Annotated in this window: 19 protein-coding genes, 3 pseudogenes, 1 riboswitch and 1 other annotated feature; of the genes and pseudogenes, 6 read left to right on the forward strand and 16 right to left on the reverse strand. The window is 26.8% G+C overall.

What is annotated here, in order from left to right; all coding sequences use genetic code 11:
* Positions 1–8: 8 nt before the first annotated feature.
* The 3 genes from LEQ07_RS06390 to LEQ07_RS06400 form a co-directional block, all read right to left on the reverse strand.
* On the reverse strand, positions 9–1,133 hold the full coding sequence (locus LEQ07_RS06390; protein ID WP_263329953.1) for a putative manganese transporter: 1,125 nt from the start codon (positions 1,131–1,133) through the stop codon (positions 9–11).
* A gap of 207 nt (positions 1,134–1,340) precedes the next feature.
* The gene (locus tag LEQ07_RS06395; RefSeq protein ID WP_263329954.1) at positions 1,341–1,799 is read right to left on the reverse strand and encodes a hypothetical protein; all 459 of its coding nucleotides are present in this window, start codon (positions 1,797–1,799) and stop codon (positions 1,341–1,343) included.
* Positions 1,796–1,972 carry a hypothetical protein gene (locus tag LEQ07_RS06400; protein ID WP_263329955.1) on the reverse strand — a complete coding sequence of 59 codons (177 nt, stop codon included), beginning with the start codon at positions 1,970–1,972 and terminating at the stop codon, positions 1,796–1,798. Before LEQ07_RS06400 ends, LEQ07_RS06395 begins: the two co-directional genes overlap by 4 nt.
* 232 nt (positions 1,973–2,204) lie before the next feature.
* Between LEQ07_RS06400 and LEQ07_RS06405 the strand changes: the two are divergent.
* Together LEQ07_RS06405 and LEQ07_RS06410 are read left to right on the forward strand one after the other, a co-directional pair.
* A pseudogene (locus LEQ07_RS06405) lies at positions 2,205–3,412 on the forward strand (sodium/glutamate symporter).
* 92 nt (positions 3,413–3,504) lie between these two features.
* The gene (locus LEQ07_RS06410) at positions 3,505–3,750 is read left to right on the forward strand and encodes a hypothetical protein (protein ID WP_263329956.1); all 246 of its coding nucleotides are present in this window, start codon (positions 3,505–3,507) and stop codon (positions 3,748–3,750) included.
* Between the two features lie 19 nt (positions 3,751–3,769).
* On the opposite strand, the gene LEQ07_RS06415 is transcribed toward LEQ07_RS06410, so the two are convergent.
* Complete coding sequence (locus tag LEQ07_RS06415; protein WP_263329958.1) at positions 3,770–4,000, reverse strand: hypothetical protein; 231 nt, start codon at positions 3,998–4,000, stop codon at positions 3,770–3,772.
* Between the two features lie 543 nt (positions 4,001–4,543).
* On the opposite strand from LEQ07_RS06415, the gene LEQ07_RS06420 reads away from it, so the two are divergent.
* Complete coding sequence (locus LEQ07_RS06420) at positions 4,544–4,888, forward strand: DUF2238 domain-containing protein (protein WP_263329959.1); 345 nt, start codon at positions 4,544–4,546, stop codon at positions 4,886–4,888.
* 38 nt (positions 4,889–4,926) lie between these two features.
* On the opposite strand, the gene LEQ07_RS06425 is transcribed toward LEQ07_RS06420, so the two are convergent.
* The 7 genes from LEQ07_RS06425 to LEQ07_RS06450 all read right to left on the reverse strand — a co-directional run bounded on the left by LEQ07_RS06425 (position 4,927) and on the right by LEQ07_RS06450 (position 9,997).
* Positions 4,927–5,106 carry a hypothetical protein gene (locus LEQ07_RS06425; RefSeq protein ID WP_046823454.1) on the reverse strand — a complete coding sequence of 60 codons (180 nt, stop codon included), beginning with the start codon at positions 5,104–5,106 and terminating at the stop codon, positions 4,927–4,929.
* 490 nt (positions 5,107–5,596) lie between these two features.
* Positions 5,597–5,818, reverse strand: a binding site (T-box leader).
* A gap of 67 nt (positions 5,819–5,885) precedes the next feature.
* Positions 5,886–6,578, reverse strand: a complete 693-nt coding sequence (locus LEQ07_RS06430) for an FxLYD domain-containing protein (protein WP_317852034.1) — start codon at positions 6,576–6,578, stop codon at positions 5,886–5,888.
* 325 nt (positions 6,579–6,903) lie between these two features.
* Complete coding sequence (locus LEQ07_RS06435; protein WP_332842958.1) at positions 6,904–7,551, reverse strand: hypothetical protein; 648 nt, start codon at positions 7,549–7,551, stop codon at positions 6,904–6,906.
* Positions 7,544–8,026, reverse strand: coding sequence for an ECF transporter S component (locus tag LEQ07_RS06440; protein WP_263329960.1), 483 nt, complete (start codon positions 8,024–8,026; stop codon positions 7,544–7,546). The genes LEQ07_RS06435 and LEQ07_RS06440 overlap by 8 nt, the downstream gene beginning before the upstream one ends.
* 104 nt (positions 8,027–8,130) lie before the next feature.
* The gene (locus tag LEQ07_RS20875) at positions 8,131–8,652 is read right to left on the reverse strand and encodes a nucleoside hydrolase (protein WP_332842959.1); all 522 of its coding nucleotides are present in this window, start codon (positions 8,650–8,652) and stop codon (positions 8,131–8,133) included.
* Positions 8,653–8,674: 22 nt separating this feature from the next.
* Positions 8,675–9,097, reverse strand: coding sequence for a nucleoside hydrolase (locus tag LEQ07_RS20880; protein ID WP_332842960.1), 423 nt, complete (start codon positions 9,095–9,097; stop codon positions 8,675–8,677).
* A gap of 97 nt (positions 9,098–9,194) precedes the next feature.
* Positions 9,195–9,239, reverse strand: a riboswitch (PreQ1 riboswitch).
* 260 nt (positions 9,240–9,499) lie between these two features.
* A complete protein-coding gene (locus LEQ07_RS06450; protein ID WP_263329961.1) occupies positions 9,500–9,997 on the reverse strand; it encodes a hypothetical protein in 498 nt (165 codons plus the stop codon).
* Between the two features lie 163 nt (positions 9,998–10,160).
* Here LEQ07_RS06450 and LEQ07_RS06455 point away from each other — a divergent pair, with 163 nt between their 5' ends.
* Together LEQ07_RS06455 and LEQ07_RS06460 are read left to right on the forward strand one after the other, a co-directional pair.
* A complete protein-coding gene (locus LEQ07_RS06455; RefSeq protein ID WP_263329962.1) occupies positions 10,161–10,616 on the forward strand; it encodes a hypothetical protein in 456 nt (151 codons plus the stop codon).
* Between the two features lie 553 nt (positions 10,617–11,169).
* Positions 11,170–11,622, forward strand: a complete 453-nt coding sequence (locus LEQ07_RS06460) for a hypothetical protein (protein WP_046821905.1) — start codon at positions 11,170–11,172, stop codon at positions 11,620–11,622.
* A gap of 52 nt (positions 11,623–11,674) precedes the next feature.
* On the opposite strand, the pseudogene LEQ07_RS06465 reads toward LEQ07_RS06460, so the two are convergent.
* The 5 genes and pseudogenes from LEQ07_RS06465 to LEQ07_RS06485 form a co-directional block, all read right to left on the reverse strand.
* Positions 11,675–13,017 (reverse strand): annotated as a pseudogene (locus LEQ07_RS06465) (TldD/PmbA family protein).
* A gap of 2 nt (positions 13,018–13,019) precedes the next feature.
* A pseudogene (locus tag LEQ07_RS06470) lies at positions 13,020–14,410 on the reverse strand (TldD/PmbA family protein).
* Between the two features lie 101 nt (positions 14,411–14,511).
* A complete protein-coding gene (locus tag LEQ07_RS06475) occupies positions 14,512–14,892 on the reverse strand; it encodes a DUF134 domain-containing protein (protein ID WP_046822227.1) in 381 nt (126 codons plus the stop codon).
* An 87-nt stretch (positions 14,893–14,979) separates the two neighbouring features.
* Complete coding sequence (locus LEQ07_RS06480; RefSeq protein ID WP_046822228.1) at positions 14,980–15,450, reverse strand: methylated-DNA--[protein]-cysteine S-methyltransferase; 471 nt, start codon at positions 15,448–15,450, stop codon at positions 14,980–14,982.
* A 28-nt stretch (positions 15,451–15,478) separates the two neighbouring features.
* Positions 15,479–16,033 (reverse strand): helix-turn-helix domain-containing protein, encoded by a 555-nt coding sequence (locus tag LEQ07_RS06485; RefSeq protein WP_046822229.1) that lies wholly within the window; start codon positions 16,031–16,033, stop codon positions 15,479–15,481.
* Between the two features lie 198 nt (positions 16,034–16,231).
* On the opposite strand from LEQ07_RS06485, the gene LEQ07_RS06490 reads away from it, so the two are divergent.
* Positions 16,232–17,344, forward strand: a complete 1,113-nt coding sequence (locus tag LEQ07_RS06490) for an alanine racemase (protein ID WP_263329963.1) — start codon at positions 16,232–16,234, stop codon at positions 17,342–17,344.
* Positions 17,345–17,356: the final 12 nt, after the last annotated feature.

Here is a 17,356-nt window from a genome sequence, read left to right on the forward strand (position 1 = left end):
TAATTTTTCTATATAAAATAAATTAATAATCCTACTATAATTGATGGAATTGTGGTTATTATAGTTGCCCATAAAGCAGACTTCTTATCCATAGCTAATAAAGGGAATAATGCATCTCCATCTTGAGATATACTATTTGCAACTAATGCTGCAAAAGGTAAGCTTCCTTTTAAGTAAAATGACATCACTACAATTTGAACTCCACACCCTGGTACAATTCCAAGTGCAGCTCCAGCAAATACACTTATAACTCCTGCTCCTAATATTAATTTTACTAGTGCTTCTTCTCCTCCAGCCATAAGTATAATTAAATCATATAATACATATGCTAAGAAAATCCAAACAATAACAAAGGATATTTCACTTACAGAATGTATTAAAGTTTCTTTTAATGACATAAGTTTATGTTCATTTTCTTCAAAGTTTTCATTTTCAATAACCTTTTTAGTCATTATCATATATATAAAAGATGCTACTATACCTAATATAGCTATTATTTCTTCAAACGAATGCATAGCTTCTATAAATCCAAACTCTAACCCTGAATGTGCTAGTATCATAAATACACATCCCGTTATAAGTAATAATAAATATATTTTATATCCTATCCCATGAACTATTTCATATGCTAGATGATAAAATTTGCTACTTTTTTGAATATCACATAAATTAGAAGTCGACGTTCTTGAATAATTATTAGATTTGTCTTTATTCAAATCAGACTTACATTTATGTAGTTCTAATCTTTCTTCTGTTTTAAAGTGATCAACTATGTATCCAGTTAAAATACCAACTAAAAAGCTTATAGCCGTTACTAAGATATATGCTTTAAAATCAGTTGTCATCATTAAAAAGGCACTATCTCCCATACTAGCAATCAAACTCGCTATTATCGTTCCAAAGGTTACCTTATTACTTATAAATAGCGGCATTAAAACTATACTTCCTCCACAACCAGGAAGCGCTCCTAACAAAGCTCCAAATAGTGGCTGTAATTTTTTATTTTTACTTATTATTTCTACGAAACTTCCGCTTGTTTTGTAGTTTATAAATCCAAAAATTAATATAGACATGCTGACTAGTGAACCCACATGTAAAAAGGTCTCTTCAGCACTACTTATCAGTATACTCATAAATCATCCTCCGAAATTTTTATATTTTAAATTATACTATTTTATTTTTCATTTGTAAATGATTATCCATATCATTTGTTTTTTTATCTATATTTAATTTATGTCCAATGCATTCCATATTAATCATATTTTTCTTTAATATTAACACTTGATGACCCTTTCATGGTATTTTTTTTGAAAAAATAAAAAAAGTAAAATAAGACAAGACTATTTTACTTTTTTATTTTTTTGATCTATTATTGTTTTAGTTGTATCTATATCTTTTGCTATACATCTTTGTGTATTTAATCTTTCTCCAACTAACATAGTAGACATTAATGTTTTTAATTCTTCTACTAATTTGTGGAATTCTTCTGTATTTTCTAAATCTTTCTCTTTGTCTATTATTGTTTCCGTAGTATCATTCCCTTTTACTACATCTAATTCTTCATTTAATTTTTCTTCATTTAACATAGTATTAACTAGACCCTTAGCTTCATCTGCTAGTTTTTCAATTTCTTCCATACTTATGTGTTCATCTTCTTTTTGATCTATTATTGTTTTAGTTGTGTCTATATCTTTCGCTATACATCTTTGTGTATTTAACCTTTCACTTACTAATAATTCTCCACCTACACCTTTTAAATTTTCAACTAAGTCAGTTAAAGATTTATGTAGTTTTCTCATTTCTTGTTCATCAAGTTCTCTTTTTTCTTCTTTTGATCTATTATTGTCTTAGTTGTATCTATATCTTTTGCTATACATCTTTGAGAGTTTAATCTTTCACTTACTAACATAGTATCCATTATACCTTTTAATTCATCCTTAAACTCTTTTAGTAATTCATTTATTTTTTTCATATTTACCACCCCTCAAAATATTTTTATATTATATATATTACCCTATTTTGCCATAATAAAACAAGATTTTATTTAAAATTTTACCATTTAAATTAATTGTCGATTGTTGTTATCTGTTTTTCGCTATTTTTATGTGTTTTACTATATTTTTTAAAACATTCTTTCATTAATTATGAGTTAAGGTCATATAATCTTCTCTAGGAGGTGCTTTGATTTGAACGTAAATCTAAATTTGTTATCTACATTATCTATAGCTATAGTATTTTTCATAATTGGTACTTTCTTAAAAGATAAAATTAAATTTTTCTCAAAATTTTGTATCCCATCACCAGTTATAGGTGGATTACTTTTCACACTTTTATCATTATTTTTAAGAATTTTCAATATTGTAAACATAAGTGTTTCTCAAAACTTTATATCTATATTTATGACTGCTTTTTTCACAATATTAGGACTTAATGCTAGTTTTAAACTTGTAAAAAAGGAGGAAGTTTACTATTTAAGTACTGGATTCTCTGTGGCTTTTTAGCACTTTCTCAAAATATAATAGCTGTTTTGATAGCTAAAATTACTAATATTCATCCATTAATAGCTCTTATGTGTGGAACTATATCAATGGAAGGCGGACATGGAAATGCAGCCGCATTTGGCAGTACTATAGAAAAATTAGGAATAAACGGTGCTGTTACCATAGGTCTTGCTTCTGCAACTTTAGGTATAATAATAGGGGGACTTTTAGGTGCTCCAGTGTCAAGATATTTAATTGAAAAGAACAATCTAAAACCTAAGTTTAATCCATATCCTAAGTTATATAATAAAAAATGTAATTTTTTAACTAAAAGCTTTTTAACTAGAAATTCTAAACCTAATATTTTTACCCCAATAAATTTTTTTGAACATACATTAGTTATTCTTCTATGCTTGAATTTTGGAGATTTAATCGCAAGGACAATATATTTAAAAACTTCCATCGTTATCCCAAGTGTGGTAGGTTGTATGATCGTTGCTTGTATATTTAGAAATTTTAATGATAAAGCCAAATTAATAGATTTAAATTTCTATATACTAGATTTCGCAAGTGATATAGCACTTTCAATGTTTTTAATAATAGCCCTTATGAGTATAAATCTATTAGATTTATCAACTATTGCAGGTCCTATGATTTTAATAATTTTTGCTCAAGTTATATTCATACTAATTTACTCAATCTTTGTATGTTTTAAAGTTTTAGGAAAAAATTTTGATGCAGCCGTAATGGTATCAGGTATTATAGGTCATGGAATAGGAAATACACCTAATGCATTAGCTAACATAAATTCTGTTACCCATAAGTATGGTCCATCTGAAAAAGCATCATTGATAGTTCCTTTAGTAGGAGCATTCTTGCTAGATACTTTTTCACTCCCATGCATAATAATTTTTATAAATCTTTTTAAATAACTTACATACTAATTCGTAACATTTGTTACAGATTTTTTTATTTGTTTAATATATAATAATCTACATAATTTATCACTTAGGAGGATTTTTTTATGTCTTGCGGATGTGCAAATACAAATAAGAATGACGGAAAGCAAGTTGTTGATTTAGTTAGAAGTAAAGGTAAGGCTGATTTTCCATTAAGAACACCACATAAAATCGTTTGTTCCAATTGTAAAAATACATTTATTATGAATACGCATGTTGACAAATGCGATCATTGCAACATGACTTATGGTGTTACGCCTTGTAGCTCTATGGAAAAAGAAAATATTAAGGTAGCTGGTATAAATTATTAAAACTCCCATTTAGGGAGTTTTATTTAAATTGGTCTTCATTTAAATTTTCATCTTCATTGTCAATTTTATTTATAAACTTATTCATTTCTTCATTTGATGAATGTTCTTCATTATCATAACTTAATCTATTACTATTAAATTCTTCTATTTTAGATTTTAATTCATAGTCTTCATTTTCTTCATATACATTTTCTAAGCCATAATCATAATCATAATCATCTTGCTTTGCCTTAACTTTTTTATATACCATTGTAGCACCAATAGTCGCGGCTCCTATTCCTAAAGCTGTAAGTGTAGTTATTTTGCAGCTTTGTTTCTTTTAGTTTTCTCTCCAATTCTTTTCTCTTCTTTTATATTTTATATATTTTTTAGCTAGCATATAAAAAACTCCCTTCATCTATTTTTTATAACTGTAATCAATATTAGTATTTGGAATTATTTTAAAAAAACACAATTAATTATTGTTATATTAGGAAATTTTATGCTATACATATTTTGTTAATTGCTTTAATATATTATTAGTAATACATTAAAACGTGAAGGAGGGTTTCATTTTGTTATTTTATAAAAAAGAAGTTCCTAAATACTTAATTTTAACTACAAACATACTTATATTATTATATACAATTTCTTTAATATACTTTATTTTCTTTGGACAATCATTTCAAATTGTACCCTGTTTTTGCTCTCTAATGATAACTTTATTTATAAAATTTGCAACCAAAAAATTTATTAATGTAATTTCTCCTATTTTAATTTTTCAATACTTATATTTACTTTATTTTCATCTTACTTGGGTTCTTGTTTCGATTTTTATGGAATAGTCAATCATTATGATGATATAATGCATTCTCTATCAGGTGTTTTAGCCGTTTTATTTGCATATGATGCATTGGTTCTGTTAAATTCTAATTCAAATACACTGATTGATAGAAAAGTTATCATTGTATTTACATTTTGTTTTAGCATGGCTATAGCTGGTTTATGGGAGATATCTGAATTTTTAATAGATAGCTTTTTGGGAACAAATATGCAAGTTGGTGGACTTGCAGATACTATGCACGATATGATAGACGCTTTTATTGCTTCAATTATAACTATACCTTTATACGAATCGTTTTATAAAAAATACAAATAAATAAAAATAAACCTCACAAATGTGAGGTTTATTTTTGTTTATTTATATTCTCCGTCTGAGTATTTCTTTAAAATATCTACAAATCCCATTATCTCTAAATTTGCATCAGTTCCATTCATTATTTGATTATAATACCAATTTGCAAATTCTGGATCTGCTAAAGTTTCATTTAATTTTACAAAATCTAAATTTCCATAGTTTTGATTATTCTCTTTCATTAGTAATCTCTCCTTAAAATAGTATTATTTAACTTATACATATATTTGTTATTCACATTTGTTTATTACTTTACAATATTCATCCTTTTTATTATTTACTTGTAAAAATTTTTTATAAATCTTTTTTATAAACTAATTACAATTCTATTTACTAATCAAAACAATTTTAATTAATTTTTATTTACAATAAAGGTTTTCATACTTATTTTGGGTACAACAAGTAACCCTGTTTCAATATTTTTACATTTTTTTAATTAAGTATATTTTCTCAGGAATTAATCTTTTTTGATATTTTCAAGTTTAATTATTTTATAATATTATATTTACGTATTTTATAGTATACTTTTTTATCTTCCATGGTAGAATATAATTGTATGAATGTACCCATTTTTACATTTTATTGCAATCTTATCTTGTTTTAATTAATATTTTTACTTATTATTGTAATTAGTTGTAGCTAAGTAATAAAAAAAGACCCTCGTGCCCTTAAAAAAGGGACGAAAGTCTTGTTATCCGCGTTGCCACCCTAGTTGTTTATATTAACAAAATATAAACCTCCTCAGTCCTGTAACGTAGGTTTACGACTAGTCTTACTATTATTTCCGACTAGTAGCTCCGGAATGGATTCAAAAACCATTGTAATGAGTTCTCACCAACCACTCACTCTCTGAATACAAACTTGCTTTTTACTATTTTCCTTCTTAGCTATATTCTATATTCTATTTATAAATATTATAGTATATATGCAATCAACTTTCAATACAAATTTTTTAATTTTTTTATTTTAATAATATTACTTCATTTAATTTTAAATTTACTTCAACAGTTGTATTGTCTTTTACGTCATCATAAATATATCCTATTACCTCTAATTTTTTTGCATCATTAGCATGTACGGAACTTAAACTTACATCTTGAGATTTTTTAATTACTTCATATGAATCCAAGTAAGTTACATTAGTGTACTCATTTTCATCATTTAACTCTGCAACTTCTAAAACTACACTTCCTATATCCTTATCTGAAATATTTTTTATTGTAATTTTAGAGCTATATCCACCATTAACTTCACTTACAAGTTCTGGTTTAGATATCCCCAATATATCATATTTTGAATCTTTTACAACTCTTTCCCTCGTAGTTGATATATCTAATTTATTAGTTTCTAAGTCTATACTTACAAGTTTATTGCCTAAGTTATATGAATATCCTGTAACTTTAACATCTTTAGCATATTTTTTATGTGCAGCTTGTATATATGCACTTTCATTTGGTTTTAATGTAATTTTACATAAAGCTTCTGTTTTTGCCAATGCAGTATTTTCTTTATCATACTCTCTGAATGTTAGTTCTATATTTCGAATGTTAAAGTCACTTGTATTTGTAACTTTAGTTTTTGTATCTATAATATTAAGTTCTTCACTATTTCCACTGTTATTTTCATTTATTATTTCTGTTTTACCTATTTTCAGTACTTTAGCATTTTTTCATTTATATCAATGTTTACACTCTCAGATTCTATTTTTTATTTATATTATTATCAGTAATACTTTCATTTGATGAGCACCCTGAAAGCATGCTAACTGTAACCATTAACATTGTACATATTATTGATGTCTTATTTATAATGTTGTTCATATATTAGCACCTCGGTTCTTCGTCTTTGTTATTATATTATACTATATATGAACTTAGTTCCATATTTTTTTTAAATTTTTTCATATTATTGTAACATTTTTCCAAATTCACACATATTTTATTCACCAACTCCAAAATCAGTATTATTATAAAGCACTTCTATTTTTCATTTTCATCTAAGAATTTATACTTTTCCTTAAACCAAGTAACTAATTCTTCATCTCTTTTTATACAAGAAGTGTTATTTATAAACACATTTATAGTAGCATGTTCAAAGTTATTCAAAACTATATCTATATCCCTATCTATCATTTCTTTAGTTTGACCTTTTATGCCTACCATCATACAAGGTGAATCAAAGTAAGCTTTTAGCTCATCTACAGTTTTAAACTTAGCATTTTTCTTTAAAAAGTTATTTCTAAAATCATAATCGAAACTTTCTACTCCAGTTTTAAATATTATAGGTATGTTAAAAAATCTTCTAATTTCGTCTAATCTATTTTTATAACACCAGTGACTTTCTAAAAATAACTTTTCTATATTTTTTTCGATTATAATACTTTTTATTCTATCTAAAGTATCTTTAGGAAGTTCAAAACAACTTCCTGAGTTTATAACTTCTAATACTTTATATTTTCCCGTAACATTTTCTAATACTTCAAAATTTAATCTATTCATATCTTCTTCATCATTGTCATTATCTAGAGTATAATCACAAAATGAACATTTACCCCATATACAAGGAAATCCTTTCAGAAGTACTATTTCACGTTTATTTTTATTATTGATTTCACTATATCTATCCATTGTTTATCTCCATATAACTATTTTTAAATTTTAATTTATTTATTATATTGTTTGGAACTAACGAAACTGCATATTTTACAATTACAACTGCTATAAATTTATCTGTATAGTCAGTTAGAACCTGTGTAAAAAATACGCCTACAATCTTATTAACTCCAAATACGGATAAAATTTGTACTATATATGATGATCCTGATGAAGTTACGCCTCCAAATACAAATGCTGCTATTATAGCACTTAATATAGAAGTTGGGATTGAAAAAGCCATTACTCCTATAAATATTTTACCACCTTTTAAAAAATCTTTTTCAAATATAATTCCAGCTATTAATCCCGTTGTTATCTGAACTGGCATAAAAAATAATGAATATATATCAAATGTCATTCCACTTACAAAGCTCCCTAAAATTCCTGTTAAAACAGCATATCTAGGCCCTAGTACACACGCTATAAATATAGTTCCAATCGAATCCAAGTATATAGGTAGTCTTAATGTCAGTGCTATAAACGCGCCAACTACATTTAATACAATACCTAAAGCTATTATTGTTACTTGGTATGTAGATAGAGTTTTTTCATTTAAATTAATCCCCCTATCAAATCAATTTTATCTATGTGTTTAGGAAATAGCCTTTTTAAAAACATACTCATGAATTTTTTCTCGTCAACCTCAGTAAGCACTACACTGTTATGATTTCTTTTATAAAAGTCAAATGAATCTACTATACTCTGCCCCATAGCTATTCCACTTTCAACAATTTCTGTATATGATTCAAATCCATCACACAAACTTCTATCTATAAAATACGCTACAGCTAATGGATCATTTATAACGCATCCTATTATCCCTTCTTGGTTCCAATGAAAATCAATATAAAACCTTGTTATTTGTGTTATATATTCAGATAAGTTTTTATCTAATCTATTTATAAATTCTATAATATTTGGTGTTAATACTATTTTTCTAGTTACATCTAGCCCTATCATGTGGATTTTTTTAGGTAAATTTTTGTAAACATATTCAGCTGCATGTGGATCAACCCAATAATTAAATTCTGCAACAGGCGAACAATTACCGTGTATTCTAAATGCACCACCCATAGATATAAATTCATCTAAGTTTTTAAAAAATATTTTCTTTCATAAGTGCTTTAGCAATGTTAGTTAATGGTCCAAGAGCTATTATAGATACATTTTTATTATTTTTTAGTGTTTCTATAATAAAGTCTACTCCCCCATATTTTATAAACTTATTAGGTACTTTCTCATAGAAATTTTCTCCAACACCATCTTCTCCATGTGTGTCTTGAGCTGTTACAAGTTCTCTTTTTATGGGATTTTCTTCTCCAACATATACATCTATGTTTTTATCAGAAAATCTATGAAGTGTATATAGAGCATTTTCAGCTCCAATCTTAGCAGGTACATTCCCGCTGCAAGTAGTTATTCCCAGTATTTCTAGTTCTGGTGAATTTATAGCTAATAATAAAGCTAATGAATCATCAATACCTGGGTCACAGTCAATTATTACTTTTCTTTTTTGCATAACAAATCCTCCTTAAAAAATTATTAATAAGGAGAACCTTACAACTTTTAATTTAAAGTCATAGCTAAGGATATGTCTTATATACTGCCACTATATAATTACCTTAGTTTTTTATACTTGGAGGTTCTCGAACAAGTCCTAGGTAGTCTTTTACTATCTAGAGTTTTCAATGCTTTTGCATCTGATTTTGAAGTTTTGTCTAGTTTTTTAAGTTAAATAAAACTAAACTGGTAAATTTTATTCTACAATAAATAATTAATTAATTCAACTTTTTAATGATTATCTTAATAAAAATATAATTAATATCCTGATAAAATTAAATTTTATTGCAAAATAAAAAGGAATCATATTAAACTTATGATTCCTTTTTTGTTTTTTGAACTTAAAAATATTTATATATTACTATTTATTTTTTACTTCATAAGTTGCAACTTTATAAGTTACAGGAGTTCCAGTCTGTTCATCATTATCATATTGAACAACTTCTACCTTATGTTTTCCTTCTTTCAATGAATTATCTTGTAATGTTATTGTAGTTTGAGTAATTTCTCCAAGTTGTTCTTTAGTATTAAGCATACCGTCTATATACACATACGATAATTTACTACCATCTAAATTTTCAGCAGATAAACCTATTTGATCTAATAGAGTATCTTGTCCTACAAATACAATGGGAGTATTTCTATTTTCTGTTGTTCCTCCTGGTGTAGATAAGACTACGCTACCATTACCTATTTCTTCATCTAAGCCACTTGGTATGTCTTTTTTAGAGCTCCCTTCCTCTTTAGTTGTATTTTCATTTGCTTTATTTGCTTTATTTGCTTCTTTTGAATTAGAACATCCTATCATTCCTAAAACTAACACACCTACTAAAACTAATCCTAATATTTTTTTACTCATATCAACCCTCCACTTTTATAAATCAGTAATAGTATATATCATTTGTATTGTTGTAATTTGTATTTTTTGTCATTTTAAAAATTTTATATTTTTATAATTATTATATGTAGAAAATAATTTGACTATTTTCTACATATAATAATTATAAAAAAGGTGATTCAATATGTATTTAAAGAAATTATCTATTTTGACTACTATAATCTTGTTTGTTTTTATGAGTAATGTAAATATATCCTACGCTATTAAAATCTCTCCATATGAGTCATCATTAACTTCGATTTCTAAGGACTTAGATTTTTTAGATAGCAATATGTATGTATTGGTAAATTCTATTTCTACAGAAAACTTTGATATAGACGGAGTTAGAAGACAAATTAGCTTTATCAACTCATTAATATATGATTTAACTGAACAATCTTATAATCTATCCTCAGAGCACGCTGATGTTGATGCTGCTTTACAAGCTATTTTAGGTTTTTATAAATTATCTATAATAGAAGCTAATAAATATATAGATTCCAAAGATTCAGATGATTTAATAAGTTCCATAAATGCTTTTTCAATGGGCTATACAGCTTCTATTAACTTGAGAAATATAATATTTAGGCAAGTAAATTAATTTTTTATAATAAAAAAGCTCCTTATTTAAGGAGCACTTTTAATTAATAATCTAAAATGTATATTTTTATTTTTATATTATTTATGTTATTGTATAAGTTTCTAAATACATCTTATTAATAAACTAATTATAAATATGATAAATGCAATTATTAATACTTTAGATTCTTTCTTCATATTTTTTAAATTAAATGCCAATTTAAAAAGAAACATTTTATAAAAATTTTTCTATTATTACTTTTAGAAGGTCTAAAATACTTGCTAATAGAATTAGTTGAGCTGTCGCCAACTGAATTATTTATTTTATTTTTGTTTCTTCTTATTATTAGGCATCCTTTCACACCCTTTTTAATATATATATTCATTGTATTTTTATTTATTCATAAAAATTTCCATATAAACACTATAATTTGTTAAGGTTTTACAGCATTATATTTTTTGATATTTACATATAATATTTAATAAATTTTATAGTTTATTTCCTAGATACTTTAATACTTTTACTACTACAAAAATATTTTAATATACATGCACTATAAAAAAGAGGTGGACATATGAACTTTAAAAAAATTAAAATTATAATAATCATGACTTTAACTATTTTAACTTGTAATTTAAATTTTGTTTCAGCATTTGAATGTTTAACACCTAGTTCTATCTCGCAAGACTTAATTAAAGATTTAGACTTAATAGATAATAATATGTATATGCTTATTAATACTATATTAAAAGATGAACTTAACGAAGATTCTGCAAAACAACAAATTAGAATTTTAGATTCATTAATTAAAAACTTAAATTCAAAATCATCTACAGTACCAACGAAAGATGATACAACCGTTCTAGCTATTAAGGCCATTTTAAGTTTTTATAAAGTATCTTTAATAAAATCTGAAGACTTCTTAAAAACTGAAAACCAAGATGATTTAGTAAATGCTGTAAGTGCTTTTTCAGTTGCTTATAATTCTTCTACTACTTTAAGAAAAATCATAAGTGATTCAAAGTAATCCCATATATTTTTATAAAAAAAGCACTTATTAAATTAAGTGCTTTTTTATTTTATTTACCTGCTATAGATAGAGATTTAACTACAACAGATGGTGATCCTATATTACTTAATGGAAATTTCAAATCATTTCCTATATTTTCAATATCTTTAATTAATTCAAAAAAGTTTCCTGCCACAGTTATTTGTTCTATAGGATACGATTTTTCTCCATTTGTTATATAATATCCTTTTGCAGCTAAAGAAAAATCTCCTGTAATTGAATTTGCCCCTGAGTGAAGACCTGCAAAGTCAGTTACTATTATACCCTCATTTACGTGTTTTACAAGTTCTTCGAAAGTTAAATTTCCTTTTCTATATAGAAATTTGTTGGGTCAACACTTACAACTGATGAGTACGATGACTTAAACCCATTTCCTGTAGTTTTTGTATTTGCTTTGTGTGCAGTTTTTAGGTTATGAAGTAAAGTTATTAGTTTTCCATCTTTAACTATATCTTTTTTATAGGTTGCAACTCCTTCATCATCAAATGGTGTTGATGATAATCCATTGTCTAATAATGGATTATCTACTATTGTAACAATATCAGAAGCTATATTACTACCTTCTTTATCTTTAAGTAATGACATTCCTCTTTGAGCACTTTCTGCACTAAATACATCACTAAATGTTTCAAGTAAAGATGACATAGCTTCATTATTTATTATAGTTTTATAGTTGCCTGATTCTATAGATTTAGCCCCAATTTTAGAAAATGCTTCATTTACTGCATCTGATGCAATTTTCTTAGTATCTATATCTTTTATATCTTCAACTAATTGATATCCCATTCCATCTTGTTTTTGATTTCTATCTTCTATAACCGGAATTACATATGCCATAAGTAAATTACTCTTGTTACTTAAATTAAGATTTTTTGTATTACTAATTAAGCTTCTTGATGAACTGTATGATACTTTGCATCCACTTAAATTAATAACCTTATCACTGTAATTTTTTGTTTGTCTCTCTAAATCTATAGCTATTTCAATCAATTCAGCAGGATCTATATTTTCTAGTTTTTCTGAATAAGTTTTAACCTCACTATAACTCTCATCACCTTTATATATAAACTGCACATCTGTATTTTCTATAGATACAGCTCCTTCTTTTGCCTTTTTCACTAACATATCTATGGCTTCTTCATCTAAAATTTCAGTATACGAATATCCCATTTTACCATTTATTAATCCTCTAAATGAAAGACCTATATACTTATCAATATTATATTTTTCTAATTCAAATTCATAAACAGATATACTTATATTTTCTCCATCAGAATAATAAACTTCGCAATCGGTAAAACCTTCTTGCTTAGCTCTTTCAAATAATTGATCTTTAAATATATTAAATTCCATAATTACTCCTCCGATCTTCCGCCTACAGTAATTTCTTTAACTCTTATCATAGGCTGACCCACATTTGTTGGTATACTACCTGAAGATGAACCACACATACCTTGAGCTTGCTTTAGGTTATCAGACACCATGTCTATATTCATAAGTACTTCACTACCTTTTCCAATTAAGCTTGCTCCTCTTACAGGTTCTTTAATCTCTCCATTTTTAACAAGGTAACCTTCAGCTACTGCAAAGTTAAACTCACCTGTTACTGGATTCACAGATCCTCCACCCATTTTTTTTGCATAAAGTCCATTATCAATTGATTTTATTATATCTGCTTCTTTATCTTCTCCAGCTGCTATGTATGTATTTGTCATTCTTGAAGTTGGTGCATACTTGTAACTTTGTCTTCTAGAACTTCCTGTAGCTTCCATATTCATTCTTCTTCCATTTAACTTATCTATCATATATGAATTTAAAATACCATTTTAATCAATGTATTTTTTTGAGTTAAATTTCCTTCATCATCTACATTGCTAGACCCCCAGTGGTTAGCTAATGTTCCATCGTCAATTGCTGTAACTTTTGAAGATGCAATCTGTTCACCTAACTTCCCAGAAAATACAGAGTTTCCTTTTGCTACTGATGTAGCTTCTAATGAGTGTCCGCATGCTTCGTGGAATATTACTCCCCCAAATCCATTATCTATTGCAACAGGCATTTTACCTGCAGGGCAGTTTTTGGCATGTAACATAGTATATGCTGTTCTAGCAGCTTCTTTACCATAATATTCGGGATCTACTTCTTCAAACATTTCAAATCCCATAGCCCTTCCAGGACCTTCAAATCCAGTTTGATTTTCGTTTCCTTTTGATGCAATAGCACTAATACCAAGTCTAGTTCTTATACGTCTATCCTCTACATATATTCCTTCAGTATTGGCTACTAGTACCTTTTGATCTTTATCTAAATAAGTTACATTTACTTGTGAAATATCTGTACTATAATCTTTTGCACTTTTATATGCTTCCTTCATTACTTTTATTTTATCTTTATAATCTATTAAATTTGGATATAATTTTATAGGATGCATATCTTTGTACTTTATACTATTATTTAATACTATAGTTTTTTCTTCATTTAAACTTCCTAGTGCTAGTGCTGCTTTATACGCTGTATCTAATAATGAAGAAATCGAATTGTCATTAGTGTATGCATAAACACTTTTCAATCCTTTAAAAATCCTAATTCCGATTCCATAACTTCTTCCACCTAGTGCATTTTCAACTTTGTTATCTATTATACCTATTGAATTACTTATCGTATCTTCTTCAAATATTTCTGCAAAATCTCCACCTGTTATCAAACACTTTGATAATACTTTAGAGGCTACTTCTTTTGAAATCATATTATTCCTCCCATTTTTTACTATTAAGTTAATAATATCATAGTTTGCACTCAATCTAAATCGCGTGGAAAAATTTTTATAAAAAAAGTTACTAGTAAACTCTAGTAACTTTTTTTATAAAATCCAGCTTCCTTTGCACTCATAACTTTATTACTCAAACATAATGGACATGCTATTTTATCTTCATACCCATTAACTTTATATATAGTCCCACAAACAGCACATCTAAATGTAAAATATAGTGCATCATCTTCTTCAATTTCTTCTTCTATAACTATTTTTATACAATTATTATAATAAATTTCCTTTGCAATTTTATACCTTGCATTGTTTAGTATATTTTCAAATTCATCTATCTTTAAATTCATTTTTTTAGCGCACAACTTAGGTTTCAAATCTTCTATATCTCTAAGTTTTATTGCTTCAATTTCCTTTTTGCTAAGCTTGAGATCTACAGTACAAATGTCTTTTTCGATTTCCATAATGATTTTCATCCCCTATAAAAATTTTAATTTAGCAAATATACTTTATAGTATGTATATTTTCATAATAGGGTGATTGATGTATGTTTACTCATTTGTAACTTTATTCTCATGGTTTATCAACCATTCTTTTTTTTCAAGTCCCCCTGCATACCCTACAAGTTTCTTATTAGATCCCACAACTCTATGACATGGTATAACTATACTTATCTTATTTTTATTATTAGCATTTCCCACAGCTCTACAAGCTTTGTCATTTCCTATTCTAGTTGCCATCTCTTTATAAGATATAGTTTCTCCATATGGTATTTTAGTAAGCTCGTTCCATACCTTATTTTGAAAATCCGTTCCATTTATTTTTATATTTAAATCAAATAGTTCTCTTGTTCCTTTAAAATATTCATCTAACTGATTCTTAACTTCTTTTATATAACTATGTTCATCACTTTGTTTCTTTTTCTCTTCATTAAAATCTAATGCTACTAAAGAACTTTCGTCAACTACTATTCTTAAAATTCCAATAGGTGATTTATAATATCCATAATATAATTTTTCCATATCAAAATACCTCGCTTTATAGTTTTTGTTAAAAACTTGGTGGTGTTACTGCAAATATAATTTTAGAAGTTTCTTCATAAATGTTTACCCATTTGTGTCTCATATGAGGAAGTATCTTTACACTATCCCCCTTATATAGAGTTATAATTTCCTTTTCTAAATGTAGATCTACTGTCCCATCTAAAACTACAGCAACCTCCTCTCCTACATGATCCATTAATTCTTCTGAAGTTTGTGTACTTGGAGTTAGATCCATAGACATAAGCTGTATATCTCCATTAGAGCTAGGAGATAGCATCTCATACATTAAGTTATTATTTTCTGGAAATGTAAGTTTTACCCTTTTATCCTTCCTTACTACTAATTGCTTGCTATTTTTATTTTCTTTAAAAAAGTTAAATAGAGGAACTTCTAATGCCTTTGCTATCATTTTTAAAGTATTTATAGATGGATTTGACAATCCTCTTTCTATCTGACTAAGCATTGACGGTGTTACTCCTGCAATCTGTGCAACCTCTTTTATAGTCATTTGCTTTTGATTTCTATATTCTATTATTTTTTCTCCTATGTTAACATCACTCATATATATTCTCCGTTTATTTATTATTTTAACTTTAGATTATAGTAATTATGTTTAAATTTCAAGATATATATTTCTTTTTATTTTTTGAAATTTTGTTTGACTTTATTATTATCCTTTGATATAAATTAAATATAAGTTAATTTTATTCAAATAAATTAAATTATATTTAATTTATATCAATTAAAGGAGATTTTAAATATGAAAATAAATGAATTATCTACACCAAACTTTATATTAAATTTAGATGCATTAGAAAATAATTTAAAAGTAGTTCAAGACCTTTGTAATAAAAATAATAAAGAGCTTTGGCCTATGACAAAAACTCATAAATCAACTAAGTTAGCTCAAATGCAAATAGATTTCGGTGCTAAAGGACTTTTAGTTGGTACAATTGATGAAGCAGAAGCTTTTGTAGAGTCAGGAATTAAAGCAATAACATTCCCTTATCCAATAGCAAACGTTTCTAACATTAAAAGAGCTATAGAACTATCTAAAAAAGCAAGAATAATACTTAGCTTTGATAATGTTGAGTCTGCTAAGTTATGGAACGATGAATTAGTCAAACAAGATATAAATATGGAATATTTCATATTAATAAATTCAGGACTTAATAGATTAGGTGTTACTCCTGAGTACTCACCTAATTTAGCTAAAGAATTATCTCAATTTAAAAACTTAAAATTGATAGGAATAAGTACACATCCTGGTCACGTTTATGCAGTAGCTTCTCCTGAAGAAGTTTCACCTATATCTAAGCAAGAAGTTGAGCGTATGAGTACAGCTAAGCAGCTTTTACAATCTAATGGCTTTGAAATAGATGTAGTTGCATCAGGAAGCACGCCTACATTCTTTGATGTAGTAAGTGATCCTAGTCTTGATGTTTTAAGACCTGGTAACTACCCATTCTATGATAATATACAATTATCATTAGATATATGTAAAGAAGATGATTGTTCTTTAACAGCCCTTGGAACTATAATATCTAGACCAAGTGAAGATTTATTCATAGTTGATGTGGGAAGTAAGTGTTTAGGACTTGATAAAGGAGCTCACGGAAGTGCCTTAATAACAGGATTTGGAAAAGTTAAAGGACATGATGAACTTAATATCATAGGTCTTTCAGAAGAAGTTGGAAAAATCCAAATAATAGGAGCCACTAAATTAAAGGTTGGAGATAAAATTCAAATAATACCTAACCATTCTTGTTCTTGTGCTAATATGACTAGCTATCTTGTTGGTTATAGAGGTGAAGACGTAGTAGAAATAATAAATATTGATATAAGAGGAAATTCTAAAAAGCCTATATTGTAATATAAATTATAG

Origin of the sequence: Paraclostridium sp. AKS73, from assembly GCF_025671395.1 — a bacterium.
GTDB lineage: Bacteria > Bacillota > Clostridia > Peptostreptococcales > Peptostreptococcaceae > Paraclostridium > Paraclostridium benzoelyticum.